The sequence below is a fragment of the Altererythrobacter sp. KTW20L genome, assembly GCF_023501975.1.
Classification (GTDB): Bacteria; Pseudomonadota; Alphaproteobacteria; order Sphingomonadales; family Sphingomonadaceae; genus Alteraurantiacibacter.
In genome coordinates, this window is sequence record NZ_JAMFLH010000006.1 from 213,056 (window position 1) to 236,499 (window position 23,444).

General features: G+C 66.2%; 21 protein-coding genes. 12 read left to right on the forward strand and 9 right to left on the reverse strand.

Going from position 1 to position 23,444, the window contains the following annotated elements:
• The first annotated feature begins 2 nt into the window (after window positions 1-2).
• The 7 genes from M3P36_RS08030 to tatC all read left to right on the forward strand — a co-directional run bounded on the left by M3P36_RS08030 (window position 3) and on the right by tatC (window position 4,759).
• Complete coding sequence (locus M3P36_RS08030) at window positions 3-713, forward strand: SPOR domain-containing protein (RefSeq protein WP_249702726.1); 711 nt, start codon at window positions 3-5, stop codon at window positions 711-713.
• Between the two features lie 67 nt (window positions 714-780).
• Window positions 781-1,791, forward strand: coding sequence for a beta-N-acetylhexosaminidase (gene nagZ, locus M3P36_RS08035; protein ID WP_249702727.1), 1,011 nt, complete (start codon window positions 781-783; stop codon window positions 1,789-1,791).
• Window positions 1,788-2,594 (forward strand): segregation and condensation protein A, encoded by an 807-nt coding sequence (locus tag M3P36_RS08040; RefSeq protein ID WP_249702728.1) that lies wholly within the window; start codon window positions 1,788-1,790, stop codon window positions 2,592-2,594. The genes nagZ and M3P36_RS08040 overlap by 4 nt, the downstream gene beginning before the upstream one ends.
• The gene (gene scpB / locus M3P36_RS08045; RefSeq protein ID WP_249702729.1) at window positions 2,594-3,199 is read left to right on the forward strand and encodes an SMC-Scp complex subunit ScpB; all 606 of its coding nucleotides are present in this window, start codon (window positions 2,594-2,596) and stop codon (window positions 3,197-3,199) included. Before M3P36_RS08040 ends, scpB begins: the two co-directional genes overlap by 1 nt.
• 73 nt (window positions 3,200-3,272) lie before the next feature.
• Window positions 3,273-3,527, forward strand: a complete 255-nt coding sequence (gene tatA, locus M3P36_RS08050; protein ID WP_249702730.1) for a twin-arginine translocase TatA/TatE family subunit — start codon at window positions 3,273-3,275, stop codon at window positions 3,525-3,527.
• 15 nt (window positions 3,528-3,542) lie between these two features.
• Window positions 3,543-3,944 (forward strand): Sec-independent protein translocase protein TatB, encoded by a 402-nt coding sequence (gene tatB, locus M3P36_RS08055; protein WP_249702731.1) that lies wholly within the window; start codon window positions 3,543-3,545, stop codon window positions 3,942-3,944.
• Between the two features lie 2 nt (window positions 3,945-3,946).
• On the forward strand, window positions 3,947-4,759 hold the full coding sequence (tatC, locus tag M3P36_RS08060) for a twin-arginine translocase subunit TatC (RefSeq protein WP_249702765.1): 813 nt from the start codon (window positions 3,947-3,949) through the stop codon (window positions 4,757-4,759).
• A 7-nt stretch (window positions 4,760-4,766) separates the two neighbouring features.
• On the opposite strand, the gene M3P36_RS08065 is transcribed toward tatC, so the two are convergent.
• On the reverse strand, window positions 4,767-6,413 hold the full coding sequence (locus M3P36_RS08065) for an amidohydrolase (protein ID WP_249702766.1): 1,647 nt from the start codon (window positions 6,411-6,413) through the stop codon (window positions 4,767-4,769).
• Window positions 6,414-6,532: 119 nt separating this feature from the next.
• Complete coding sequence (locus tag M3P36_RS08070) at window positions 6,533-7,435, reverse strand: NAD(P)-dependent oxidoreductase (RefSeq protein ID WP_249702732.1); 903 nt, start codon at window positions 7,433-7,435, stop codon at window positions 6,533-6,535.
• Window positions 7,436-7,536: 101 nt separating this feature from the next.
• Here M3P36_RS08070 and M3P36_RS08075 point away from each other — a divergent pair, with 101 nt between their 5' ends.
• The 4 genes from M3P36_RS08075 to M3P36_RS08090 all read left to right on the forward strand — a co-directional run bounded on the left by M3P36_RS08075 (window position 7,537) and on the right by M3P36_RS08090 (window position 16,125).
• Window positions 7,537-8,772: a threonine ammonia-lyase gene (locus tag M3P36_RS08075; protein ID WP_249702733.1), complete on the forward strand. Its 1,236-nt coding sequence runs from the start codon at window positions 7,537-7,539 to the stop codon at window positions 8,770-8,772.
• Between the two features lie 165 nt (window positions 8,773-8,937).
• Window positions 8,938-9,783 carry an arginyltransferase gene (locus M3P36_RS08080; protein WP_249702734.1) on the forward strand — a complete coding sequence of 282 codons (846 nt, stop codon included), beginning with the start codon at window positions 8,938-8,940 and terminating at the stop codon, window positions 9,781-9,783.
• A 19-nt stretch (window positions 9,784-9,802) separates the two neighbouring features.
• Window positions 9,803-11,920, forward strand: a complete 2,118-nt coding sequence (locus tag M3P36_RS08085) for an autotransporter assembly complex protein TamA (RefSeq protein ID WP_249702735.1) — start codon at window positions 9,803-9,805, stop codon at window positions 11,918-11,920.
• Window positions 11,920-16,125, forward strand: a complete 4,206-nt coding sequence (locus M3P36_RS08090) for a translocation/assembly module TamB domain-containing protein (protein WP_249702736.1) — start codon at window positions 11,920-11,922, stop codon at window positions 16,123-16,125. Before M3P36_RS08085 ends, M3P36_RS08090 begins: the two co-directional genes overlap by 1 nt.
• On the opposite strand, the gene M3P36_RS08095 is transcribed toward M3P36_RS08090, so the two are convergent.
• The 7 genes from M3P36_RS08095 to M3P36_RS08125 form a co-directional block, all read right to left on the reverse strand.
• Window positions 16,122-16,583, reverse strand: a complete 462-nt coding sequence (locus M3P36_RS08095; protein WP_249702737.1) for a lysozyme — start codon at window positions 16,581-16,583, stop codon at window positions 16,122-16,124. The two genes, M3P36_RS08090 and M3P36_RS08095, sit on opposite strands and share 4 nt — an antisense overlap.
• A gap of 81 nt (window positions 16,584-16,664) precedes the next feature.
• The gene (locus tag M3P36_RS08100) at window positions 16,665-17,651 is read right to left on the reverse strand and encodes a calcium/sodium antiporter (protein ID WP_249702738.1); all 987 of its coding nucleotides are present in this window, start codon (window positions 17,649-17,651) and stop codon (window positions 16,665-16,667) included.
• A gap of 108 nt (window positions 17,652-17,759) precedes the next feature.
• Window positions 17,760-19,169 carry a type I glutamate--ammonia ligase gene (gene glnA, locus M3P36_RS08105; RefSeq protein WP_249702739.1) on the reverse strand — a complete coding sequence of 470 codons (1,410 nt, stop codon included), beginning with the start codon at window positions 19,167-19,169 and terminating at the stop codon, window positions 17,760-17,762.
• A gap of 95 nt (window positions 19,170-19,264) precedes the next feature.
• Window positions 19,265-19,603, reverse strand: coding sequence for a P-II family nitrogen regulator (locus tag M3P36_RS08110; protein WP_249702740.1), 339 nt, complete (start codon window positions 19,601-19,603; stop codon window positions 19,265-19,267).
• A gap of 216 nt (window positions 19,604-19,819) precedes the next feature.
• Complete coding sequence (gene argC / locus M3P36_RS08115) at window positions 19,820-20,746, reverse strand: N-acetyl-gamma-glutamyl-phosphate reductase (RefSeq protein WP_249702741.1); 927 nt, start codon at window positions 20,744-20,746, stop codon at window positions 19,820-19,822.
• Entirely contained in the window at window positions 20,746-21,105 is a 360-nt protein-coding gene (locus M3P36_RS15255; protein WP_249702742.1) for a hypothetical protein, read from the reverse strand. The genes argC and M3P36_RS15255 overlap by 1 nt, the downstream gene beginning before the upstream one ends.
• 84 nt (window positions 21,106-21,189) lie before the next feature.
• Window positions 21,190-22,572, reverse strand: a complete 1,383-nt coding sequence (locus M3P36_RS08125; protein WP_249702743.1) for a leucyl aminopeptidase family protein — start codon at window positions 22,570-22,572, stop codon at window positions 21,190-21,192.
• Between the two features lie 83 nt (window positions 22,573-22,655).
• Here M3P36_RS08125 and M3P36_RS08130 point away from each other — a divergent pair, with 83 nt between their 5' ends.
• Entirely contained in the window at window positions 22,656-23,426 is a 771-nt protein-coding gene (locus M3P36_RS08130; protein ID WP_249702744.1) for a DUF4163 domain-containing protein, read from the forward strand.
• Window positions 23,427-23,444 lie beyond the last annotated feature (18 nt).

Genomic DNA, 23,444 nt, shown 5'->3' on the forward strand with positions numbered 1-23,444 from the left:
TCATGGGCTTTCCTGGCGGAGAAAATGACGGCGATCTGCCGCAAGGCGAAGCCTATGAAGCCGGTGAACAGCTCACCCTGACCGATGATGACGATGCCCTCCCCTGGCTTGAAACCGATGACGAGGATGTCGAACAGGGCAGCGATTACCGCATCCTGATCTTCGCCGCGCTGGCCGTGGTGGCGCTAGGCGCGATCCTGTTCGGCGCCAACTATTTCTTCTCCGGCCGCACCGGTGGAGTCGAACCCGATGGCAGCACCATTGCCGCACCGGACGAGGCATACAAGGTCCGCCCCGAGAATGCCGGCGGCACCCAGGTGGCAGGCACTGGCGATCTCAGCTTCGAAGTGGGCCAGGGCGAGGGCCGCGAAAGCCGCCTGGCCAGCGATGATCCCGCCCCGTCGATCGATATCGAGGCTGCTGCACCGACCACTGCTGCCACTCCCGGCACGTCCCCCACCCCACAGGCGCGCGTGACCGGTGTGGGCGTCCAGGTTGGCGCCTATTCCAGCCGCGCTTCGGCCGAGGCGGGATGGAACCAGTTGCGCGGCCGGTTCGAGGCGCTGTCGGGCCTCAACCACCGGATTCTCGAAGGCACGGCGGACAGCGGGACGATCTATCGCCTGCAGGCCGTGGCAAGCGACGGCGCGGCGGCTGATGCATTATGTCGATCGATCCGCAATGCAGGCGGGGATTGCCAGGTCAAACGCTAGGGCTGTCCACACCATCTGCGCGGCTTACGCTTGAAGCAGGCGCATATTCCTGCGACTCCTTCCGCCTATGACACCCGCCATCTTCGGCCTTTCCGGAACCGCGCTGACCGCTGATGAGCGGGCGTTTTTTCGTGAGGCCGATCCGGCGGGTTACATCCTGTTCGGCCGCAACGTGGAAAGCCGCGATCAGCTTCGCGCGCTGACCGACGACTTGCGCACAATCCACGGGCGCGAGCGCCTGCTGGTCTCGATTGACCAGGAAGGCGGACGGGTTGCCCGGATGAAACCGCCGGTCTGGCCTGCATACCCCTGCGGCTGGGCCTTTGCCGACCTGTGGCAGGTGGCGCCGGCCAGCGCTATCGAGGCGGCGCGGGCTAACGCGCAATTGCTGGGGCAGGACCTGGCCGAGGTTGGCATAACGGTGGACTATGCCCCCCTGCTCGACGTGCGGCAGCCGGGCGCGCATGACGTGATCGGGGACCGGGCATTGGGGGCAGAGCCGTTGGCCGTGGCGGCGCTGGGCCGCGCGGTGCTCGACGGGCTGGCGCGGGCAGGGGTGACCGGCTGCATCAAGCACATGCCCGGCCACGGCCGCGCCATGGCCGACAGCCACAAGGAATTGCCGATTGTCACGGCCAGCGCAGAGGAACTGGAAACCGACCTTGCGCCCTTCGCCCGCCTCAACGATGCGCCCATCGGGATGAGTGCCCACGTGCTCTACCCGGCATGGGATGCGGACCGCCCTGCGACGCTGTCGAGCCGAATCATTGCTGACATCATCCGCAAACGGATCGGCTTTTCCGGCCTGCTGCTGACCGACGACATCGACATGCAGGCCTTGCAGGGCACAATCCCCGAACGCAGCGAGCGGGCCATTGCGGCAGGCTGCGACGTGGTGCTCAACTGCTGGGGCAGGATGGAGGATATGCAGGGCATCGCCGATCGCCTGCCCGCCATGACTGCCGAAGCCTCTGCCCGCCTCGATGCCGCACTGGCCTATCCGAAAGGGCAGGAAGCCGACCGGGCGCAATTGCTCGCCACGCGTGATGGACTGCTGGCCCAGGTGCAGGCGGCATGACGGACGACGGCCTGATCCTCTCTGCGCCCGACGAAGCGACGGCAGACGAGTGGGACGGCCCCGCCGCACCTTCGGCCAATGACGCCGCGCTCTATCTCGAACTCGATGGCTGGGAAGGGCCGCTCGACCTGCTGCTCGACCTGGCACGACGGCAGAAGGTGGACCTCAAGGCCATCTCGATCCTGGCGCTGGTGGACCAGTATATCCACTATATCGAGCGGGCCGAGGCGCTGAAGCTGGAGATTGCCGCCGATTATCTGGTGATGGCCGCCTGGCTCGCCTACCTCAAAAGCGCGCTGCTATTGCCCAAGGATGAGCAGGAGGACCCGAGCCCCGAAGAACTTGCCCTGCGGCTGCAACTCCGGCTGGAACGGCTGGGCGCGATGCGCGATGCCGCCGCGCGGCTGATGGCGCGGGACCGGCTGGGGCGCGACGTGTTTGTGCGCGGCGCGCCCGAAGGCCTGAAGATCCTCAAGAAGAACCAGTGGCAGTGCGACTGGTATGGGCTGGTCCACGCCTATGGCCAGGTGAAGCTGCGCACCCAGCCGGTGGTCCACATGGTGCGCGACCGCCCGGTGATGACGCTGGATGCCGCGATCGACCGGGTGTCCGCCATGCTCGGCGTCAGCCTCGACTGGATGGAATTGCGCAGCTTCCTGCCGGTGCATTCCGACCCGCGCCTGCGCCGTTCCGCGCTCGCCTCCAGCTTTGTCGCCGCGCTGGAACTGGCGCGGATGGGGCGGGCGGAGATGCGGCAGGAGGAGGTTTTCGGCCCGATCCACCTCAGGCGGGTGAAAGCCTGATGGAGGCCCCTGACGACCTGGTGCGCGCGGTGGAAGCCACGCTGTTCGCCGCCGAGGCACCGATGACGGCCGAGGAGATTTCCGCGCACCTCGAAGGGGCCGAGGTGCGCGGCCCCCTGGCCGAATTGCAGGCGACCTATGCCCTGCGCGGCGTCCACCTGGTTGAGCGCGGCAAGCGCTGGCAGTTCCAGACCGCGCCCGACATGGCCCACCTGCTGCGCCGCGAGAAGGAGCAATTGCGCCGCCTGTCCCGTGCGGCGACCGAAGTGCTGGCCATCGTTGCCTATCACGAACCCGTCAGCCGCGCCGAGATCGAGGGGATCCGCGGCGTCCAGACCAGCGCGGGCACGCTGGACGTACTGATGGAAGCGGGCTGGGTGCGGGTGGAAGGGCGGCGCGAAGTGCCGGGCCGCCCGGTGATCTATGCCACCACGCCCGATTTCCTGTCCCACTTCGGCCTCAAGAGCCGCCGCGACCTGCCGGGAATCGACGAGTTGAAGGCAGCGGGCTTGCTCGATCCGGTGGATGAAGCCTATGATGTCGCCATTGGCAGCGACACCGCGCACGAGCCGGAGCCTGCCGAGCCGGATGCCGACGAAGACTGACGAAACCAAGGTTGTGGCATACCGGCGACAATGTGCCTATATCGGGCGCACCACCCCAATCGAAAGTAAACCAATGAGTCTTGGACCCTGGCAGCTTGCAATCATCGCCATCCTCATCCTCGTCCTGTTCGGGCGCGGGCGGATCTCCGAAATGATGGGTGATTTCGGCAAGGGCATCAACAGCTTCAAGAAGGGCATGAGCGAGACCGGCGAGGACAAGCCCGCCGCCCCGCAGGCACCGCCGGCGCAGATTGCGTCGCCGGAAGCTGCGCCTGCTCCCACGGAAACGCCTGCCAACACCACTGCCAATACCTCCGGCAACAAGTAAGCGGGATAGCAGCCGGTGTTCGATATCGGCGCGTCCGAAGTCCTGCTGGTAGCCGTGGTGGCGATTGTCGTCATCGGCCCCAAGGACATGCCTGCCGCCCTTCGCCAGGCGGGCCGCTGGATCGGCAAGGCACGGCGCATGTCCACCCACTTCCGTACCGGTCTGGATGCCATGATCCGCGAGGCGGAGATGGAGGACATGGAGAAGAAGTGGAAGGAGCAGAACGAGAAGGTGATGCGGCTCCATCCCAATGGCGGCCCCGCCGATGCGGCCCAGACGGGGGCCTATCCTTCGCCGCCGCCCGCCATGACGCCGACTACTCCCGCACCGCCCGTCGCCAGTGCCGAGAGCGTCACTCCGCCCCCGCCGACAGCAACACCCGCTCCGGCACCCACGCCTAACAAGGCGGGCGAGTGACCGTGGCGTTCAAGCTCAAGGATCTCGACCAGAGCCAGGCTCCGCTGCTCGATCACCTGATCGAACTGCGGCGGCGGCTGGTGCGCTGCGTGGTCGCGCTGTCGCTGGCCTTTGTCGTGTGCTTCTATTTCGCCGACCAGATCTTCGGCTTCCTGGTCCAGCCGCTGGTCCAGGCTTTCCCCGATGGCGAGGGGCGGTTGATTTTCACCCGGCTGTACGAGGCGTTCTTCGTGCAGATCAAGGTGGCGCTGTTTGCCGCTTTCTTCGTCAGCTTCCCGGTGATTGCCAACCAGATGTGGGCCTTCATCGCTCCGGGCCTCTATGCCAAGGAAAAGGGTGCGTTCCTGCCCTTCCTGATCGCCACGCCGGTGCTGTTCACCACCGGGGCCGCGCTGGCCTATTACATCGTCATGCCCACGGCCTTCCGCTGGTTTATCGGCTTTGAAGGCGACATGGGCGGCCTGTCGATGGAGGCGCTGCCGGGGACCGATGACTACCTGACGCTGGTGATGCAGTTCATCCTGGCGTTCGGCATCAGCTTCCTGCTGCCGGTGCTGCTGCTGCTGCTCAACAGGGCGGGCATCGTCAGCCGGGCGCAGTTGAGCGGAGCGCGACGCTATCTGATCGTGGCGATCTTCGTAATCTCGGCCTTTGCCACGCCGCCCGATATTGTGTCGCAACTGATGCTGGCGATCCCGCTGATCCTGCTGTTCGAGGGATCGCTGGTGATCATGTCCGTGACCGAGAAGCGCGCCGCGAAGCAGGCGGCCGAGGCGGAGACGGAAGCCGAAGTTCCGCCGGTTGAGCAGGGTTAGCGGCCAGCTACTCCCCGTCCTCCACCGACCACACCCGCTGCCCGGCAATCCACGTTTCCAGCACGGTAATGCGGCGGATATCCTCTGCGCGCGACACCAGCGGATCGTCGTCCAGCACCACGAAATCGGCCCGTTCGCCGGGTTGCAATGAACCGAAGCGCCCTTCGGCAAAACCGGCATAGGCGCCGCCAGCGGTAAAAGCGGCCAGCGCGGCTTCGCGGCTGACAACTTCACCCGGCTGCCATCCGCCCACAGGCTCGCCATTGGCGTCCACCCGGCTGATCGCCACGGCAATGCCTTCCATCACATCGGGCACTTCCACCGGCGCGTCCGATCCGAACACCATGCGCGCGCCGGTGGCCATGATCGAGTCCCAGGCATAGGCCCCCGCCAGACGGTCCTGCCCCAGCCGCGCTTCGGCCATCAGCCGGTCGCTGGTCTGGTGGACCGGCTGCATCGAGGTGATGATGCCGTGCTGGCCGAACAGCGCGAAGTCCGCCGGATCGACCACTTGCGCATGTTCGATCCGCCAGCGCCGGTCGCCCTTGAAGTCCTCCGAAAGCTGGTCAATCGCCGCCAGGGCATCGGCATTGGCAGCATCGCCGATGGCATGGATCGCCACCTGGAACCCGTCCATCGAGGCGCGGCTCATCGAATTGCGCAACTGCGTGCCGTCAAGCACTGCGAGGCCGCGATGGCCCGCCTCGTCGGTATAGGGCGCTTTCAGCATGGCCCCGCGCGATCCCAGTGCGCCATCCAGCCAGAACTTGACGCCGTTGAGGCGCAGCCGGTCCTCATAGAGCCAGCCGGTCGGTTCCGGCCCGCCGATCAGCAGCATGGTCGGCACGCTGTCGGCATAGGACATGATCCGCAACAACAGGCGGCCCGCATCGCCTGCGCGGCGGAAGGTCATCCAGTCCTCGATTGAAGTGCCCATGTCGGCCACGGCAGTCACTCCGTGGCGGAAGAAGGCGCGCTGTGCCTGGTGCAGGGCAAGGTCGCGATCGCCCGGGCGGGGCGGGGGGACATGGGCGGTGAGCAGCGCCATGGCATTGTCCACCAGCACGCCCGCGGGTGCGCGTGATCCGGCCTGGCGGATGATCCGCCCGCCCGCGGGATCGGCAGTCTGCGCGGTAATCCGTGCGGTTTCCAGTGCAAGGGAATTGCCCCACACGGCGTGCCCGTCCGCCCGCTCCAGCATGACCGGGCGGCCATCGCTGATGGCATCGAGATCGGCGGCGGTGGGCAGGCGGCCAAGGCCCCAGCGCTCCTCGTTCCAGCCGGTCCCGACCAGCCAGGGGCGGCCGGGATACTGGGCACCATAGGCGCGCACCATGGCCAGCGCCTCGTCGAGGCTGGTGGCCCCCGACAGGTCGAGCGTCAGCTTCGACAGCCCCAGCCCCATCACATGGGCGTGCGAATCGATGAAGCCCGGCACCACGGCGCGGCCCTGCAGGTCGACGTAGAAATCGACCTCGCTTGTCGGCCGGTCGCCGAAATCGAGCAGTTGCACGATGCGGCCATCGTCATCGACCACCATGCCGGCGAAGCGGTCCACGCTGCCATTGGCGCGGACCGAGAGCCCGGCGAGGTTGTCGAAATGGGTATCGGCCAGCGCGGGCGAAGCGACGAGCAGCGCGCTCGCGGCCAGCATCCTCCCCAGAATGGGGAGGGGGACCGCCCGAAGGGTGGTGGTGGGGCGAGAGGCGGTGCGCCCCTCCACCATGCTGCGCATGGTCCCCCTCCCCGTTTCGGGGAGGATCATCCGGCCCTTCATGCCTCGCCTCCATTGCCAAGGTGGCGGACGAGCGCGCTGGTATCCTGCCGCCCACCGCCCATGGCCTGCACTTCGGCATAAAAGCCATCCACCTGCGCGGTTACCGGAAGGTCCAGGCCGTATTCGCGCGCTTCGGCCAGCGCAATGGCCAGGTCCTTGCGCATCCAGTCGATCGCGAAGCCGAAATCGAACTCGTCTGCCGCCATGGTCTTCCAGCGGTTGTCCATCTGCCAGCTTTGCGCCGCGCCGCCGCTGATCGCTTCGAACACGGCATCAAGATCGAGCCCGCTCGCCTCGGCCAGCCGCAGCCCTTCCGACAAACCGGCCAGAACTCCCGCGATGCACACCTGGTTGACGGCCTTTGCCCCCTGGCCAGCGCCGGGCGGGCCGATGTGGACCATTCGCAGGGCATAGGCTTCCATCACCGGGCGCGCGGCGTCCATCGCCACCACGCTGCCGCCGCACATGATCGACAGCTTGCCGTTCTCTGCGCCCGCCTGTCCGCCCGAAACCGGCGCATCGAGCGCGAGCAGGCCGAGCGTGTCTGCTTCTGCCGCAAGCCGCCGTGCGATGTCCGGGCTGACAGTCGTGTGGTCCACAAACAGTGCGCCCGCCTGCATCGCCGCCAGCGCGCCATCATCGCCCAGCATCACATCGGCGAGGTCATCATCGTTGCCAAGACACGACAGCACCACCTGTGCGCCCGCCACGGCATCGCCTGCGGACGGGGCGACATTCACCTCCAGCCCCAGCGTGCGGCAATGATCGGCCCAGCCTTGCGCGCGGGCGGGGGTGCGGTTCCAGCCGGTTACGCGGTGTCGGGCGGCAGCGAGGTGGCGGGCCATCGGGGCGCCCATCGTGCCCAGGCCCAGAAATGCGATATCGAGGGGAGTGTTCATCGCCGCCTGACTGCCAACTAAGGCCCGCTAAAGCAATCTTTGCACTCCCGAATGTGCACGAGGGTTCCCTTTGCGCGAAAAAATGCGATAGGCCGTGCCCCATGAACCAGGGGACAACACCGCCCGCAAAACTCGACATCGCCGATATCCGCGCCGCCGCGGATCGGATCGGCGATGCCGTGGTCCACACGCCCACGATGCACAGCCGCACGCTGTCGAAGATTACCGGCGCGGAGATCTGGCTCAAGTTCGAGAACCAGCAGTTCACTGCGGCCTACAAGGAACGCGGCGCGCTCAATGCCCTGCTCAACCTCGATGCGGCGCAGCGCGCCAAGGGCGTGATTGCGGCCAGCGCCGGTAACCATTCCCAGGGGCTCAGCTATCACGGCACCCGGCTGGGCGTGCCGGTCACCATTGTCATGCCGCGCACCACGCCCACGGTGAAGGTGATGCAGACCGAAAGCGTCGGCGGCAAGGTGATGCTGGAAGGCGAGACCTTCGACGAAGCCTATGCCTATGCCCGGTCGATGGAGCAGCAGCTCTGCCTGACTTTCATCCACCCGTTCGACGATCCGCTGGTGGCCGCAGGGCAGGGCACGGTGGCGCTGGAAATGTTCGCCGACGCGCCCGATCTCGATACAATCGTAGTGCCGATCGGCGGCGGCGGCCTGATCTCCGGCATGGGGACCGTGGCGCGGCACCTTTACCCGAAAATGGAAGTGGTCGGCGTGCAGGCCGCGCTCTATCCGTCGATGTATGGCCACATCCGGGGCGAGGCGCTGGATTGCGGCGGCGATACCCTGGCCGAAGGCATCGCGGTGAAGGAGCCGGGGCATTACACCCGCCAGATCATCCGCGATGTGGTGGACGATATCGTGCTGGTCGAAGAACCGCACCTGGAAGAAGCGGTCGCACTGCTGTTACAGATCGAAAAGACCGTGGTTGAGGGCGCGGGCGCGGCCGGGCTGGCGGCGGTGCTGGCGCACAAGGCGCGGTTCCAGGGGCGCAAGGTCGGGCTGGTGCTGTGCGGCGGCAATATCGACACGCGGCTGCTCGCCAACGTGCTGCTGCGCGACCTGGCGCGGTCGGGCCGGCTGGCGCGGTTGCAGATCAACCTGCAGGACCGGCCGGGCGCGCTGTTCAAGGTGATGGACCTGTTCAACCGGCACAACGTCAACATCCTCGAAATCTACCACCAGCGGATTTTCACCAACCTGCCCGCCAAGGGCCTGGTGACCGATATCGAGTGCGAGGCGCGCGACCGCGAACAGCTCGAAGCGTTGATCTCCGACCTCAGGCGTACAGGCTATTCGGTTAGCCACGTCGAACTGAACTGATCCGTTTCGGGGCGGCTTGCGGCAGTTACCCGCAGGCTTGTGCAAATTAACCCTGACCTTGGACCGAATTGTGGTTAAGATCGTTTCAACCGACGAATCCCCGCTTCATAGCGGGGCATGTCTGAAAGTGGATCAAACCATCTGGCCAAGAGGATCAGCGAAGAGGTGACGGCGCCCGTTCGATTTCCCCGGTTCTTCGTGACCAGCCCTGCGCCGTGTCCCTATCTGCCCGGCAAAACGGAACGCAAGGTCTTCACCGAACTGAAGGGGCCGCATTCCGAACAGCTGCACGATGCCCTCAGCCGCATCGGGTTCCGCCGCAGCCAGACCGTTGCCTATCGCCCGTCCTGCGTTGATTGCCGCGCCTGTGTGTCGGTGCGTGTTGTCGCCAGCGAGTTCCGCGCCTCTGCCACCCAGCGCCGCACGCTGCGGGCGAATGATGACCTGGTGGTCAGCGAATGCCGCCCTTGGGCCACGTCCGAACAGTATGCCCTGCTGCAGAAATACCTCGCCAGCCGGCACCCCGGCGGCGGCATGGCCGCGATGGACGAGGTGGATTATGCTGACATGGTGGAACATACTTCGGTTTCCAGCTTTGTAATCGAATACAGGGAACCCGGTCATGATGGTCGGCCCGGCAAGCTGGTGGCAGCCTGCCTGACCGATCGCCAGGGGGATGGGCTCTCCATGATCTACAGTTTTTATGATCCGGAGTGCGGGGAGCGCAGCGGGCTTGGTAACTACGTCATCCTCGACCACATCCGCCGGGCGGGGGAAGCAGGGCTGCCCTACGTCTATCTCGGCTATTGGGTCGATGGTTCGCCGCGCATGCAATACAAGGTCCGCTATCGTCCGCTCGAACAGCTGGGGCCCGACGGGTGGAGCCGTATGCGCGATGGCGAACAGCACGCCCGTATCGCCGCCATTGCAGCCGAACAGCCCGCAGAGCCGCTCGAAGGTGCAACCAAGGACGGCGCGCCGGGCGAACAGCGGCAATACCGCTTCGTCTAGGTCCGTTGCCGCTATCCCGATGAACCGCAGTGTCACGGCGATGGCCATGTGCCTCGCCTTGCTGGCCGGGCCGTGGTCAGCGCCGTTATCCGCGCAGGGCCTGCCGACGCTGGACGACCTGATTCCGCCCGAAGCGGTCAACGATCCCGAAGCCTGGGCGTCGCAGGGTAGCGGTCCGGGCGACGAGGCCGGGGCCGACGATCTTGCCGCCGATTCGCCGATGGAGCCCAATCCCTTCCTGACGATCGAGCTGCCGGAAAACCTCGCGCTGCCCGAGATCGAACCCTTGCCGCAAGCCGAAGAGCCGATCGAATTCGCCACCTTCGACGAGGTTATCCCGCCCCTGCCCGAAGTGAGCGAGGAGCGGATTTCGAGCGAGCTGGTGCTGGCCTTCCCGTCCGATACCTCGCTGTTCCCGATCCGCGATGAATTCATCGACCGGTTCAGGTCGCTTTCCACCGTGGTCGATCTGGATTCCAACGGCAGCCAGGCCCGCCTCACCGCCCAGGCCCGCGCCGACGAAGACCTGCTGGTCCGGCTGCTGCGGACCTATGGCTATTTCGATGCCCAGGTGATCCGCTCGATCGTAATCGCCGAAGATCGCGAAGATGCTTCGGAAGACCCGGTTGCCCGGTTCGATGTGATCCCCGGTCGGCGATTCACCGTGGGCGAGGTCGATCTGGGCAACCTAGCGGCGGCGGGTAGCGATTACGACATGCTGCGCCAGACCTACGAGGTCTTCCCGGGCGACCTGCTGTCGCTTGACGCGGTGACCGACGAACGGTTCGATCTCGACACCGCGCTGGGCGAAAGCGGCTATCCCTTTGCCGCAATCGAGGACCCCGAACTGCTGGTCGATCATGCCCGGCTCGAAGGCGATGTGACCATGCCGGTGGAACCGGGTGGGCGCTATGTCTTCGGCAATGTCACCAGCGACATGGAGGATTTCCTCCCCGCCAACCATCTGGCCAACATCGCGCGGTTCGAGCCGGGCGACCTCTACCGCCGCAGCGACGAGATGGACCTGCGCCGCGCTATCCTAGCGACGGGGCTGGTCGGCTCGGTCACAATGACGCCGGTAGAAGTCACCCCGCCGATGGGCGACCAGCCGGGCACCGTGGACATGGCCGTGGGCCTCACGGCTGCGCCCTTGCGCACGCTGGCCGGATCGGTCGGGTTCGGGACCGAGGAAGGCATCAGGCTGGCGGGCAGCTGGGAACACCGCAACCTGTTCCCGCCCGAAGGCATGCTGCGGGTGCGCGGCATCCTTGGCACGCAGGAACAGCTGGCCGGGGTGACCTTCCGCAAGAATAACTTCAAGGGCCGCGACCGCATCCTGACGCTGGATGCCTTTGCCTCCACGCTCGATAACGATGCCTTCGAAGCCAGCACCGCCTCGCTCATCGGCACCTATGAACGGGTCTCGACCCTCCTGTTCCAGAAGCCGCTGTCCTATGGTGCCGGGTTCGAACTGGTGGCAACCGAGGAGCGCGAGCAGAAGCGCGATTTCGCCACGCCCAACAACACCTTCCTGATCGCCGCGCTGCCTGCCTTTGCCCAGCTCGACACCAGCGACGACCTGCTCGATCCTACCGAAGGCTTCCGCCTGCGCGGCGCGATCAGCCCGGAACTGTCGCGCGTCGATGGGACCAATTCGACCTATCTCAAGGTCCAGTTCGACCTGTCCTATTACCAGAGTGCGGGCGAGAACGTGGTGCTGGCGGCGCGTGCGCGGGCCGGCACCATTGCCGGTGCTGACATCACCAGCATCGCCCCGTCGCGGCGGTTCTATGCCGGTGGCGGCGGTTCGGTGCGCGGCTATGGCTTCCGCTCGATCGGCCCGCGGGATGGACTGGGCGAGCCCAATGGCGGTCGCTCGCTGCTTGAGCTGGCGGCCGAGGCACGGGTGAAAACCGGCCTCCTGGACGGCGCCATTTCGGTCGTGCCCTTCGTCGATGCCGGGGTTGTCAATGTAGGTTCCGTGCCCGATTTCAGCGACATCCGCCTCGGCGTGGGCCTGGGCGTGCGTTATGCGACCGGCTTTGGCCCGATCCGCCTCGATGTGGGCGTGCCCCTCAACCGCCAGCCGGGTGACGGGCCGGTGGCGGTCTATGTCGCACTGGGCCAGGCGTTCTGATGGACGAGACCGGCGCCCCGATTGAACAGCAGCCCCCGCAGCGGCGCAGCACCGCTCGCAGTGTGTGGGTGTGGAGCGGGCGGGTGCTGGCCCTGCTGCTGGCGGTGATCGTGGCGTTCGGCGTGTTCCTCCATACTGCGCCGGGGCGGCAATTCCTGCTCAACCAGGTCAGCGCCTATGCGCCCGCATCGGGCCTGTCGGTGGAAGTGGGCGGCATCGAAGGCTCGGTACTTTGGAGCGCGACTTTCACCGATGTGAAACTGCGCGATGCCAACGATGTGCTGTTCCTCGAAGTGCCCGAGGTCGATCTCAACTGGCGGCCTTGGAAGTGGTTCTTCACCGGGCTGGATGTGCGCCACCTCGTGCTGAGCGACGGCACGCTTTATGCCATGCCCGAACTGGTCCCCGGCGATCCCGATGCGCCGATCCTGCCTGATTTCAATATCCGCGTGGACCGGCTGGTGGTGGAAGACCTGCGCGTGGTCGAAGGCGTGCTGGGCGAGGAGCGGGTGGTGCAGTTCCGCACCGAGGCCGACATCCGCAACGGCCATGTCTATCTTGATGCCGCCGGCGAACTGGGCGGGGGTGACCGGTTCACCTTCCTGGTGAATGCCGAACCCGATGGCAATGTGTTCGATCTCGACCTTGACTATGTTGCCCCGGCAGGCGGGTTCCTTGCCACCCTGACCGGATCGGACGAGGACCTGGCGATCGCGCTGGAAGGCGATGGCACGTGGATTTCGTGGGTCGGGCAACTGGTCGCCCGGCGCGGTGGCGAGCCGCTGCTCGATGCCCAACTTTATAACGAGGACGGCCAGTACCGGCTGGTCGGCACGGCGCTGCCGGGTGACCTGGTGGAAGGGATGAGCGCCCGCGCGCTGGGCCGTGAAGTTGCCTTCACCGCGTCGGGTACGCTGGAGGCCAGTGTGCTGGAAGGCAGTCTGGCCGTACGGGCGCAGGGCTTCAACCTCGATGGCGGCGGCGCGATCGACCTGGCGAACAACGAGTTCGACGGATTGCAGCTCGATGCCGAACTGCTTGATTCGATGCTGTTCGGCGATGCCGTGGCGCTGGAGAATGCGCGGCTGTCGGCGCGGCTCGACGGGCCCTTTGCCGGAATGGCCGTGCCGCATGAAATCAGTGTGGGGCGGCTTGTATCAGGCGATATCGTGTTGACCGGATTGACCCAGAGCGGAACCTTGCAGGGTGATGACGGGCGCTTTGTCCTGCCGCTGGATGTGCGGGTGGGCCGGGTGGTCAGCGGCCTTGCCCTGGCCGATCCCCGGCTGGTCAATGGGCGGCTCGGCGGCACGCTGGTGTGGGCGGGCGACAGCCTGTCTGTCGAGCGGCTGGGCGTGACCTTCCCCGGCCTCACCGCGGCCCTTGCGGTCAATGCCAACCTTGCCAGCGGGCAGGTGCGCCTTGTCGGGCCGGTGCAGGCAGACAACCTGCGGTTTGACGACGTGGGCCGGGTGGACACCATGGCGCGGATCGACTTGACGCTGGGCGGTGACCGGCCGTGGAGCCTTGCAGCGCAGCTTGATGGCCGCGTCAGCGACGTGACCAATGCCACGCTGGAGAACGTGGCGGGCGGCAATATCCGCTTTGCCGGAGGTATCGCGCTTGGCGCGGCGCGGCCGATTGCCTTCAACGGCCTGACGATCAATTCCGACAAGCTGGAAGCCACGCTGGAAGGGCAGGTCGAAGGCTCGACCACTACGATCGCCGGCAGCGGCAGCCATACCGAATATGGCCCCTTCACGCTGGAAGCGACGCTGGCGGATGATGGCCCGCGCGTGGTGCTGGTGCTGGCTGATCCCCTGCCCGCAGCGGGCCTGCGCGACGTGCGCGTGGCGCTGGAGCCTGAAGGCGACGGCTTTGCCATTGCCACCACCGGGCAATCGACGCTGGGCGAATTCGATGGCGACCTGTTTGTCGTGGCCCCTGCGGGCGGGGCGGTCAGCATCGCCATCAACCGGCTGGATGTGGCGCTGACGCGGATCAGCGGGCAGTTGAGGCTGGTCGAAGGCGGAGTCGATGGCGGCCTCGCGCTGTCGGGCGGTGGTGTCGATGGCCGGGTGGGCCTTGCCGCGCGGCCCGAAGGGCAGGCCTTCGATGTTGCCCTGACCGCACGCGAAGCCCGGTTCGGCGGGACCACCCAGCTCACCGTGTCGCAGGCAGATGTGGATGCGCGCGGGTTTATCGCCAATGCCGAAGGGGGCAGTGCCACCACGATCGAAGGCACGATGAGCGCGCAGGGCATCGGCTATGGCAACCTGTTTCTCGGGCGGATGGCTGGCAATGCCGAGGTGCGCGGCGGAGTGGGCACGTTCAATGCAGCCATGGCGGGGCAGCGCGGCAGCCGGTTCGAACTGCTGCTGAATGGTGAGGCCACGCTGGACCAGATCGCACTGGCGGTCCGCGGATCCTATGCCGGTGAGCGCATTGCCATGCCGCGCCGCGCCGTGCTGGCGCGGACCGACGATGGCGGGTGGGAGCTTGAACGCGCTCAGCTTTCCTATGCCGATGGATTCGCCATCGCCAGCGGACGGTTCGGCGGCGAACAGCCGATGGCAGGCCGCCTTGCCCTGTCGCGCATGCCGCTGGCCCTGGCCGATGTGGTCGGCGAGCTGGGGCTGGGCGGCACGGTTTCGGGCGTGGTCGATTTTGCCGGCAGCGACAGCGGCGTGCCCACCGGACAGGCCCGGCTGCTCGCCAATGGCCTGACCCGGTCGGGCCTAGTGCTGACCTCGCGCCCGGTCGATATCGCGCTGGTGGCCGACCTTTCGCCCAGCCTGCTGCAGGCCCGCGCGGTGATCGAGGACCAGGGCAGTGCCAATGGCCGCCTCGACATGACGGTATCCAACCTGCCCGCAGGGGGGGCGCTGGGCGAGCGGCTCTATGCCGGCGACCTGTTCGCGCAGTTGCGGTACAATGGACCAGCCGAAGGCCTGTGGCGACTGGCGGCGATCGACCTGCTGGATATCTCGGGCCGGATCAACGTGGCCGCCAATGTGCGCGGCTCGCTCGGCAATCCGCAGGTCCAGGGCTCGCTGGCAGGCGATGGGCTGCGCGTCCAGGCGGCGATCACCGGCTCCGATCTGAACGACGTATCGGCGCGCGGGCGGTTCGACGGATCGCGCCTGCGGCTGACCTCGTTTGCCGGTACCGCGACCAATGGCGGGCGGGTCAGTGGCAGCGGTTTCATCGACTTTTCCAACATGTCTGCCGATCGCGGGCCGCAGATGGATGTGCGGCTAGCGGCGCGCAACGCACGCATCCTGCAACTGCCCGGCATGGGCGCCACGGTTACCGGCCCGCTGCGGATCGTGTCCGATGGCATCAACGGCACCATCGCCGGACGGCTTGAGGTGCGCGAGGCGCAGTGGCGGCTGGGCACGGCGGACGAGGCGGTGGACCTGCCCGATCTGGAAATTACCGAGGTAAACCTTCCCGCAGACATCGCGCCCCCGCGCCGCGCGGCGCGGCCCTGGCGCTATCTCATCAATGCCACGGCCGCGCGCGGCATCGAGGTGGACGGCATGGGCCTCGATAGCGAATGGGGCGGGGAAATCCGCCTGCGTGGCACCACGGCCGATCCACGCATCGGCGGCCAGGTCGAGATCGTCCCGCGCCAGGGCTTCTACAGCTTTGCGGGCGTGCGGTTCGAGATCACCCGCGGCCGCATCGACTTCGACGAGAGCGTGCCGATCGACCCACGGCTCGACATCCTGGCCGAATCCGATGTCGATGGCCTGGCCGTGGACGTGACGGTGCGCGGCACGGCCAGCCAGCCGGAGATCGACTTTGCCTCGGTGCCCGCCCTGCCGCAGGAAGAGCTGCTCGCCCGGCTGCTTTTCGGCGGCTCGATCTCCACACTGTCGGCCACAGATGCGCTGCAACTGGGCGCGGCGCTGGCATCGTTGCGCGGCGGATCGGGGATGGATCCGATCAACCGGCTGCGGAGCGCCATCGGGCTCGACCGGCTGCGGATTGTTCCGGCCGATCCGGCGCTCAACCGCGGTACATCGGTGGCGCTGGGCAAGAACGTGACGCGGCGGTTCTACATCGAACTGATTACCGACGGGCAGGGCTACAACGCCACCGAACTTGAATACCGCTTAACGGGCTGGCTTTCGCTGCTGGCCACGATCAACACGGTCGGACGATCGGGCGTGGCGGCGGAGTATTCGCGGGACTACTAGCTGCGGTAGAGTGCGGCCTCGGCCTCGCGCCGCCGCACCAGTCCCCTAAGTACCCTGCCGCCTGCGAAGACCCATCGGGCGAACTGCGCCGCTGCCCCGGCATTGTCGCCTGCCACGTGCAGCCGGGTGAGCGTGGCCCTGCGAATCGCGCCGGTGTTGTAATGGAAGCTGGCCAGGGCATCGAACTGGCCCTGCGTGGTGGGCGCCTTGCCGATGGCGCGAAGCACTTCTGCCGCGTGGCGCGCAACGTCGGCGACCAGCCGCGCATCGGCCTGTTCCTGCGTCCAAACCGTGCCCGGCCCGATGCCCTTGCCCGTTGCGCCCCAGCCAATGGTCCACGGATCGCCACCGGTGCCGGGGTCGGGATAGGCGGCAAGGCGGCAGCCTTCGAACTGCTTGATCAGCGCGATACCGGCGGCGGATACGCGGCGGCGGGGGAGTTGAAGGAAGGGAAGCATGAGCCGGACACCTTGATTGCGACGATTCGCAAGGGTGCTTAGGTAAGTGACGAGGCTGTAGGAAAGCCCTCAGCGACGGCCCTAGACCAGCCCCGCAGTATAGGCGGTATAGCCCAGATAGATCGCCAGCAGCACGGCCCCCTCGCGCCTGCTCAGCCGTCCCCCGGTCCAGGCAAACAGCATCACGCCCAGCGCTGCTGCCAGCACCACCCACAGGTCGAAGGCCAGGATCGACGGTGGGATAACGGTGGGGGCGACTACCCCGGTCAACCCGCCGATGAACAGCACGTTGAAGATGTTGGAACCGAGCACGTTGCCCAGCGCGATCTCGCCTTCCTTGCGGATGGCGGCGATGACCGAGGTGACCAGTTCGGGCAGCGATGTGCCCACGGCCACCACGGTCAGCCCGATCACTTCGTCCGCCACGCCAAGGTCTGCCGCGATGGTGATGGCCGAAGTCACCAGCAGGTTGCCGCCGCCAACGATGCAGACGAGGCCGGCCAGTGTCAGCAGCAGGGCGACGGACAGCTTGTCGGCCGGACCCCGTTCGTGCGGCGTCAGCGCCGGGTCGGCCTCGGCCATGGCCGAGGCGCGGTCGAAGGCGGCGGTATGGCCCTGGCCCACGCGCTCCTGGCGGTAGGCAAACACGAGATAGGCTACCAGCGCTGCCAGCAGGGCCAGTCCGGCCACGCGGTTGAGGCCCAGCGTATGGCCAGCCACGATCAGCGCCAGCACGGCCAGCGCGCCCACGCCCCCATCGCGCCACAGCACGCCGCGCGGAACCATCATGGGTGCCATCAGCGCCGATATGCCCAGGATCAGCAGCAGGTTGGCAAGATTGGAACCTGCGATATTGCCCAGGGCCAGGCCCGGCGAACCGGCCAGGCTGGCCTGCACGCTGGCGGCCAGTTCAGGGGTGGAGGTGCCCATGCCCACCACGGTCAGCCCCACCAGCAGCGGCGACAGGCCCATCCGCGCGGCGATCTTCACCGCGCCGCGCACCAGCAGCTCGCCGCCGATCACCAGCAGGACAAGGCCAGCGGCCAGGATGAGGTATGTGGTGAGCATGGTGATCCTGACTTGCAGCGGTCGCTGCCCCTAGCAGCAGTACTAGCTACAAAAAAGGGGCGCCCGGAATGTTCCGGACGCCCCCTTTTCCTTGATCAGGCAAACAGCTTAGCTGCTGTAGTACATGTCGTATTCGACCGGGCTCGGAGTCTGCTCGGTGCGGTACACTTCGGGCCACTTCAGCTCGATGTAGGCATCGATCTGGTCCTTGGTGAACACGTCGCCCTTGAGCAGGAAGTCGTGATCGGCTTCGAGAGCATTCAGCGCCTCGCGGAGCGAACCGCACACGGTCGGCACCTCGGCCAGCTCTTCCGGCGGCAGGTCGTACAGGTTCTTGTCCATCGCGTCGCCCGGATGGATCTTGTTCTCGATCCCGTCGATCCCGGCCATCAGCAGTGCAGCAAAGCTGAGGTAGGGGTTGCACAGCGGATCGGGGAAGCGGAACTCAACGCGCTTGGCCTTCTCGCCCGAACCGTAGGGGATGCGGCACGAGGCCGAACGGTTGCGCGCCGAATAGGCGAGCAGCACGGGAGCTTCGAAGCCCGGCACCAGCCGCTTGTAGCTGTTGGTGGTGGGGTTCGAGAAGGCGTTGATCGCCTTGGCATGCTTGATCACGCCGCCGATGTAGAACAGGCAGGTTTCCGACAGGCCGGCATAGCCATTGCCCGCGAAGGTCGGCTTGCCATCCTTCCAGATCGACATGTGGGTGTGCATCCCGCTGCCGTTGTCCATGCGGATCGGCTTGGGCATGAAGGTGGCCGTCTTGCCATAGGCCTGGGCCACCTGGTGCACGACATACTTGTAGATCTGCACGTGGTCGGCAGTCTTCACCAGGGTGTCGAAAGTGATGCCCAGCTCGTGCTGCGAAGCGGCCACTTCGTGGTGGTGCTTGTCCATCGGCAGGCCGATTTCCATCATGGTGGAGACCATTTCGGCGCGGATATCGACGCAGCTATCGACCGGAGCCACGGGGAAATAGCCGCCCTTGGCGCGCGGACGGTGACCCAGGTTGCCGCCTTCATAGTCCTTGCCGGTGTTGGTCGGCAGTTCGATATCGTCGATCGCGAAGCCCGAACCGGAATAGCCGTCTTCAAAGCGCACGTCGTCGAACATGAAGAATTCGGGTTCCGGGCCGACGAACACAGTGTCGCCGATGCCGGTGGACTTGAGGTAGGCTTCGGCGCGCTTGGCGGTCGAACGCGGGTCACGGGCGTAGAGTTCGCCGGTGGAGGGCTCCACGATGTCGCAGTTGATGCTGATCATCGGGGTGGCGCTGAACGGATCGGCCCAGACCGCATCGAGATCGGGCTTCAGGATCATGTCGCTCTCGTTGATGACCTTCCAGCCCTCGATCGAGGAACCGTCGAACATCAGGCCTTCTTCAAGGTTGTCTTCGTCGATGGCCGAGGCGCAGATGGTCAGGTGCTGCCACTTGCCCTTAGGATCGGTGAAACGAAGATCGACCCACTCGATCTCCTCTTCCTTGATGCGCTTCAAGACGTCTGCTGCACTAGCCATGGTTTTTCCCTTCTTCGGATCACAAGATCATGAGTGTCGGTTGGTGTTGTCGGGCGCGGGTCAGCGGCCCCGGTTGATTGGTGGTGGTGCGCCGGTCAGATGGCCGCATCATCCTGTTCGCCGGTGCGGATGCGCAGGGCGGTCTGGATATCGGAGACGAAGATCTTGCCGTCACCGATGCGCCCGGTTTGCGCTGCGCCGGCGATCGCCTCGACCACGGCGGCGGCCTGGGCATCGGATACCACGACTTCCAGCTTCACCTTGGGCAGGAAATCGACGACATATTCGGCGCCGCGATAGAGTTCGGTATGGCCCTTCTGGCGGCCGAAACCCTTGGCTTCGGTCACGGTGATGCCGGATACGCCCACTTCGTGCAGGGCTTCCTTCACCTCGTCCAGTTTGAACGGCTTGATGATGGCTTCGATCTTTTTCACGTCTATCCCGTCTTGTTGCACGACGCTTTTGTCTTGGCGCCCGGACCTGTTTGGAAACGATGTATCAAGAATCATGCCAAGGTCAGGGAGTAGGCCTAGACAATCGCGCGGCAAACCGAAAGGGCGGATTCGCAAGATTGGAAAACTATAACGCCGTTTTCGTGTTCGATTATTGCCCAATATTTCGGCATCGGTGTGCCTGATTATTAGGCAGGGTCAGAGCGCCAGCCCGACTTTTTCATCCAGGCCGGCCATCAGGTTCAAGGATTGCACCGCTGCTCCGCTGGCACCCTTGCCGAGGTTGTCGAGCATGGCGACGAGCCGCGCCTGCGATCCGTCGGCATTGGCAAAGACGTGCAGGGTCATCGCATCGCTCGGACCATTGGATCGCCGCAGAAGCAGTTCGTCGGGCACTGTGGCATCGGCCACGCGGACCACGGGGCTGTCGGCATAGAACGCAGCCAGCGCTTCGCGAAGCCTGTCGGGAGCGGCCGCGCCCGGCATGGCGGCCAGCATCAGCGGTACTTCCACCACCATGCCGCGGTGCGCGGGGATCACGGCGGGGGTGAACAGCGGGGGCAGGTCGAGGCCGCAGCGGGCCTGCATCTCGGGCACGTGCTTGTGGCCCAGCGCCAGGGCATATCCGCGCCAGGCAATGTCGGCATCGTCCTCGAACCGGGCGATTAGCGCTTTGCCGCCGCCGGAATATCCGCTGACGGCATTGCAGCTATAGGGCCAGTCGGCGGGCAGCAGCCCGGCGCGGACCAGCGGGGCGACCAGGGCGATGAAGCCGGTGGAATAGCAGCCGGGATTGCTTACGCGGGTTGCCGAAGCCACTGCCTCGCGCCCGACAATTTCGGGGAAGCCATAGACCCAGCCGGGTGCGACACGGTGCGCAGTGGAGGCATCGATGATGCGCACCTTGCTGCCAGCTGCCAGTTCCACCGCCTCGCGCGCGGCATCGTCATGCAGGCACAGAACGGCGAAGTCGGCGGCCTGGAGCGCATCGGCCCGCGCAGCAGAGGACTTGCGGCTGGCATCATCGAGCACGATCAGCTCGAATTCGCTGCGGCCAGCCAGCCGGTCGGCAATTTCGAGGCCGGTGGTGCCCGCGGCCCCGTCGATGAAGACTGTCTGCGCCATCAGACGACCTGTTCCAGCCGGTCGATATGGACATAGCCAACCGGCCCTTCCAGTGACAGGCAGCCCCAGGCCCATTGGCCGGTGATGTCGAGCAGTTCGAAGCTGTCGCCTTCCGCCAGCTCGCACAAGGTCGCGGCAGTGGATGAGGGCGAGGCGAGCAGCGGTGCGCCGCCGGGCATCACGCTGCGCGGCTGGGGCACGGCGTAATGCGGCACGAAATAGCGGCCCGCCAGGCCGACATGGGCGAGGTCACCCCGGATCGGCACGCGCGTTTCATCCGGCCGCACGACAGGTCCGCTAAGGACGAAGGGCCCTTGCGGATGGGTCGAGGTAAGGCTGGCAGGTGCAGGCTTGGACACAGGCGTGGGCTTGTCTTTCTATGGTTTTGCGGCGCGCTTAGCCGCGCCTTGGCGCGAGGGCAAGTTTGCCACCGGTCAGGCCACTCACCCGAACCGCGCCTTGAGCATGTGGAAAGAGGCACGCAGTCCCAGCGCCGCGCCGCCCTTGGGCCGCCCCGGCTTGGCCGCTGGCCGCCAGGCGAAGGTATCGAAGTGCGCCCAATCGATGTCCTCTCCCACGAACCGGTCGAGGAAGCTGGCCGCCACGCTGGCCCCGGCATAGCCGTTGGTGTGGGTGTTGTTGAGGTCGGCAATGTCGCTCTTGAGATATTCGGCATAGGGCGCGTGAAGCGGCAGGCGCCAGCACGGATCGTCCTGCGCCTTGCCAGCTTTCAGCAGGGCGTCCGCAGTCTCATCCGTGCGGGTGAACAGCGCGGGCAGATCCGGCCCCACGGCCACGCGGGCAGCGCCGGTCAGGGTGGCGAAGTCGATCACCAGTTCGGGCGAAGCCTCGCTGGCATAGGCCAGGGCATCGGCCAGGATCAGCCGCCCCTCGGCATCGGTATTGCCGATCTCGACCGACAGCCCCTTGCGGCTTTTCAGCACGTCACCGGGGCGAAAGGCATTGCCCGCGATGGCGTTCTCCACCGCCGGGACGAGGCATTGCAGCCGCACCTTCAGGCCCGAAGCCATGACCAGCGAGGCGAGCGCCAGCGCATGGGCCGCGCCGCCCATGTCTTTCTTCATCAGCAACATGCCGTTGCCCGGCTTGATGTTCAGCCCGCCGGTATCGAAAGCCACGCCCTTGCCCACGATGGCGATGCGCGGATGGGCATCGTCGCCCCAGTTCAGCTCGATCAGGCGCGGGGCATGGTGGCGGGCAGCGGCGCGGCCCACGGCGTGGACCATCGGAAAGCCCGTTGCCAGAGCATCGCCGCGCACCACGTTGATCGTCGCGCCATGGGCCTCGGCAATGCGGGCGGCTTCGGCCTCGATCGCTTCGGGGCCCATGTCCTCGGCAGCGGTGTTGACCATGTCGGCCACCAGGGCGGCTGCCTGGACTTCGGCCACCACGGCGGGAATGCGGCCCACTTCGCCGGTCAGCAGAACGCGCGGACCGGGTGCATCGGGATCTGCCTTGTAGCGGTCGAACACATATTGCGCGCTTTGCCAGCCGTATATTGCAGGGCCGGGATCGCCGCTGGCGAGGCGATAGGTTCCGGCGGGCAGAGCACTCGCCAGCTTGGCCATGCACCAGCTTGAAAGATCGGCCGGATTGGCCACTCCGCCGACTGCAAACCACGCCTCTCCATCGGGCACGATGGCCACCTGGTAGCCGCCACCGGTGAACTTCTGCGCCGCCAGCGCGCTGCGCTGCGGGCCGCTCAGCCCTTGCGCGAACTGTTCGAACAAGTCCTTGTTGACCAGATGGATGGCAATGGCATCCTGCCCACGATCCGGCTGGATCAGATCCGCTTTTACGCTCATAAGAGCGCTTCTGCCCAAGCCGGGCCGATTTGGAAAGGCAATCGAAGCGCATGCTCAAGGTTTCTCGAAATGTTTGTTTGGGGATGACTGCGGCCCTTGCGCTTGCTTCCTGCCGGGAGGAGGCGCCCGCTCCCGAGCCGACTCCGGAGCCGACCGCGACAGCCAGCGCCACGGCGGAACCCGCCAGCGGCGCGCGGACGGTGGCAGAGGAAACCGACGACTTCCTGTTCGAATATTCCTATCCCGCCGAAGCGGGCAACGTGCCCGAACTGGCCCAATTGCTGAATGCCCGGCTGGAACGCGTGCGCGCAGGGCTGGTGCGTGAAAGCCGCGCTGGCCGCGAGGCGGCGCGGGACAACGGCTTCCCCTTTAACAAGTATTCCACCGGCATCGCCTGGTCGGTCGTGGCCGATACGCCGCGCTTCCTCAGCCTGTCGGCCAGCATCACGTCCTACAGCGGCGGCGCGCACGGCAATGCCGGGTTCGATGCGCTGGTATGGGACCGCGAGGCTGACACGTCGGTCGAACCGATCGATTTCTTCACCTCGGCAGAAGCGCTGGAAGAAGCCATCGGCACCGAACTGTGCGAACTGCTCGACCGCGAACGCGCCGTGCGGCGTGGGGGCGAGGAGTTGGACGGCGATACGTTCAACGAATGCGTGCCGCTGACCGACACGACGGTACTGCTCGGCTCGACCAATGGGCGGGTGTTCAACCGGCTGGGCGTGATGATGGGGCCCTATGTGGCCGGACCCTATGCCGAAGGCAGCTATGAATTCACCGTGCCGGTCGATGCCGAAGTGCTGGAAGTGGTGAAAGAAGAATACCGCAGCGCCTTTGCGGCGCGCGGATAGCGCTCGGCCCTCGCAATT

Bases quoted from the DNA above. Each gene is read 5' to 3' on its own strand.
- argC (WP_249702741.1), bottom strand. From the start codon at position 20,746: ATGGCGCAGACAGTCTTCATCGACGGGGCCGCGGGCACCACCGGCCTC.
- glnA (WP_249702739.1), bottom strand. From the start codon at position 19,169: ATGGCTAGTGCAGCAGACGTCTTGAAGCGCATCAAGGAAGAGGAGATC.
- M3P36_RS08100 (WP_249702738.1), bottom strand. From the start codon at position 17,651: ATGCTCACCACATACCTCATCCTGGCCGCTGGCCTTGTCCTGCTGGTG.
- M3P36_RS08030 (WP_249702726.1), top strand. From the start codon at position 3: ATGGGCTTTCCTGGCGGAGAAAATGACGGCGATCTGCCGCAAGGCGAA.
- tatA (WP_249702730.1), top strand. From the start codon at position 3,273: ATGAGTCTTGGACCCTGGCAGCTTGCAATCATCGCCATCCTCATCCTC.
- M3P36_RS08075 (WP_249702733.1), top strand. From the start codon at position 7,537: ATGAACCAGGGGACAACACCGCCCGCAAAACTCGACATCGCCGATATC.
- scpB (WP_249702729.1), top strand. From the start codon at position 2,594: ATGGAGGCCCCTGACGACCTGGTGCGCGCGGTGGAAGCCACGCTGTTC.
- M3P36_RS08130 (WP_249702744.1), top strand. From the start codon at position 22,656: ATGACTGCGGCCCTTGCGCTTGCTTCCTGCCGGGAGGAGGCGCCCGCT.
- M3P36_RS08040 (WP_249702728.1), top strand. From the start codon at position 1,788: ATGACGGACGACGGCCTGATCCTCTCTGCGCCCGACGAAGCGACGGCA.
- M3P36_RS08085 (WP_249702735.1), top strand. From the start codon at position 9,803: ATGAACCGCAGTGTCACGGCGATGGCCATGTGCCTCGCCTTGCTGGCC.
- M3P36_RS08095 (WP_249702737.1), bottom strand. From the start codon at position 16,583: ATGCTTCCCTTCCTTCAACTCCCCCGCCGCCGCGTATCCGCCGCCGGT.
- M3P36_RS08090 (WP_249702736.1), top strand. From the start codon at position 11,920: ATGGACGAGACCGGCGCCCCGATTGAACAGCAGCCCCCGCAGCGGCGC.
- nagZ (WP_249702727.1), top strand. From the start codon at position 781: ATGACACCCGCCATCTTCGGCCTTTCCGGAACCGCGCTGACCGCTGAT.
- M3P36_RS08070 (WP_249702732.1), bottom strand. From the start codon at position 7,435: ATGAACACTCCCCTCGATATCGCATTTCTGGGCCTGGGCACGATGGGC.
- M3P36_RS08065 (WP_249702766.1), bottom strand. From the start codon at position 6,413: ATGCTGGCCGCGAGCGCGCTGCTCGTCGCTTCGCCCGCGCTGGCCGAT.
- M3P36_RS08125 (WP_249702743.1), bottom strand. From the start codon at position 22,572: ATGAGCGTAAAAGCGGATCTGATCCAGCCGGATCGTGGGCAGGATGCC.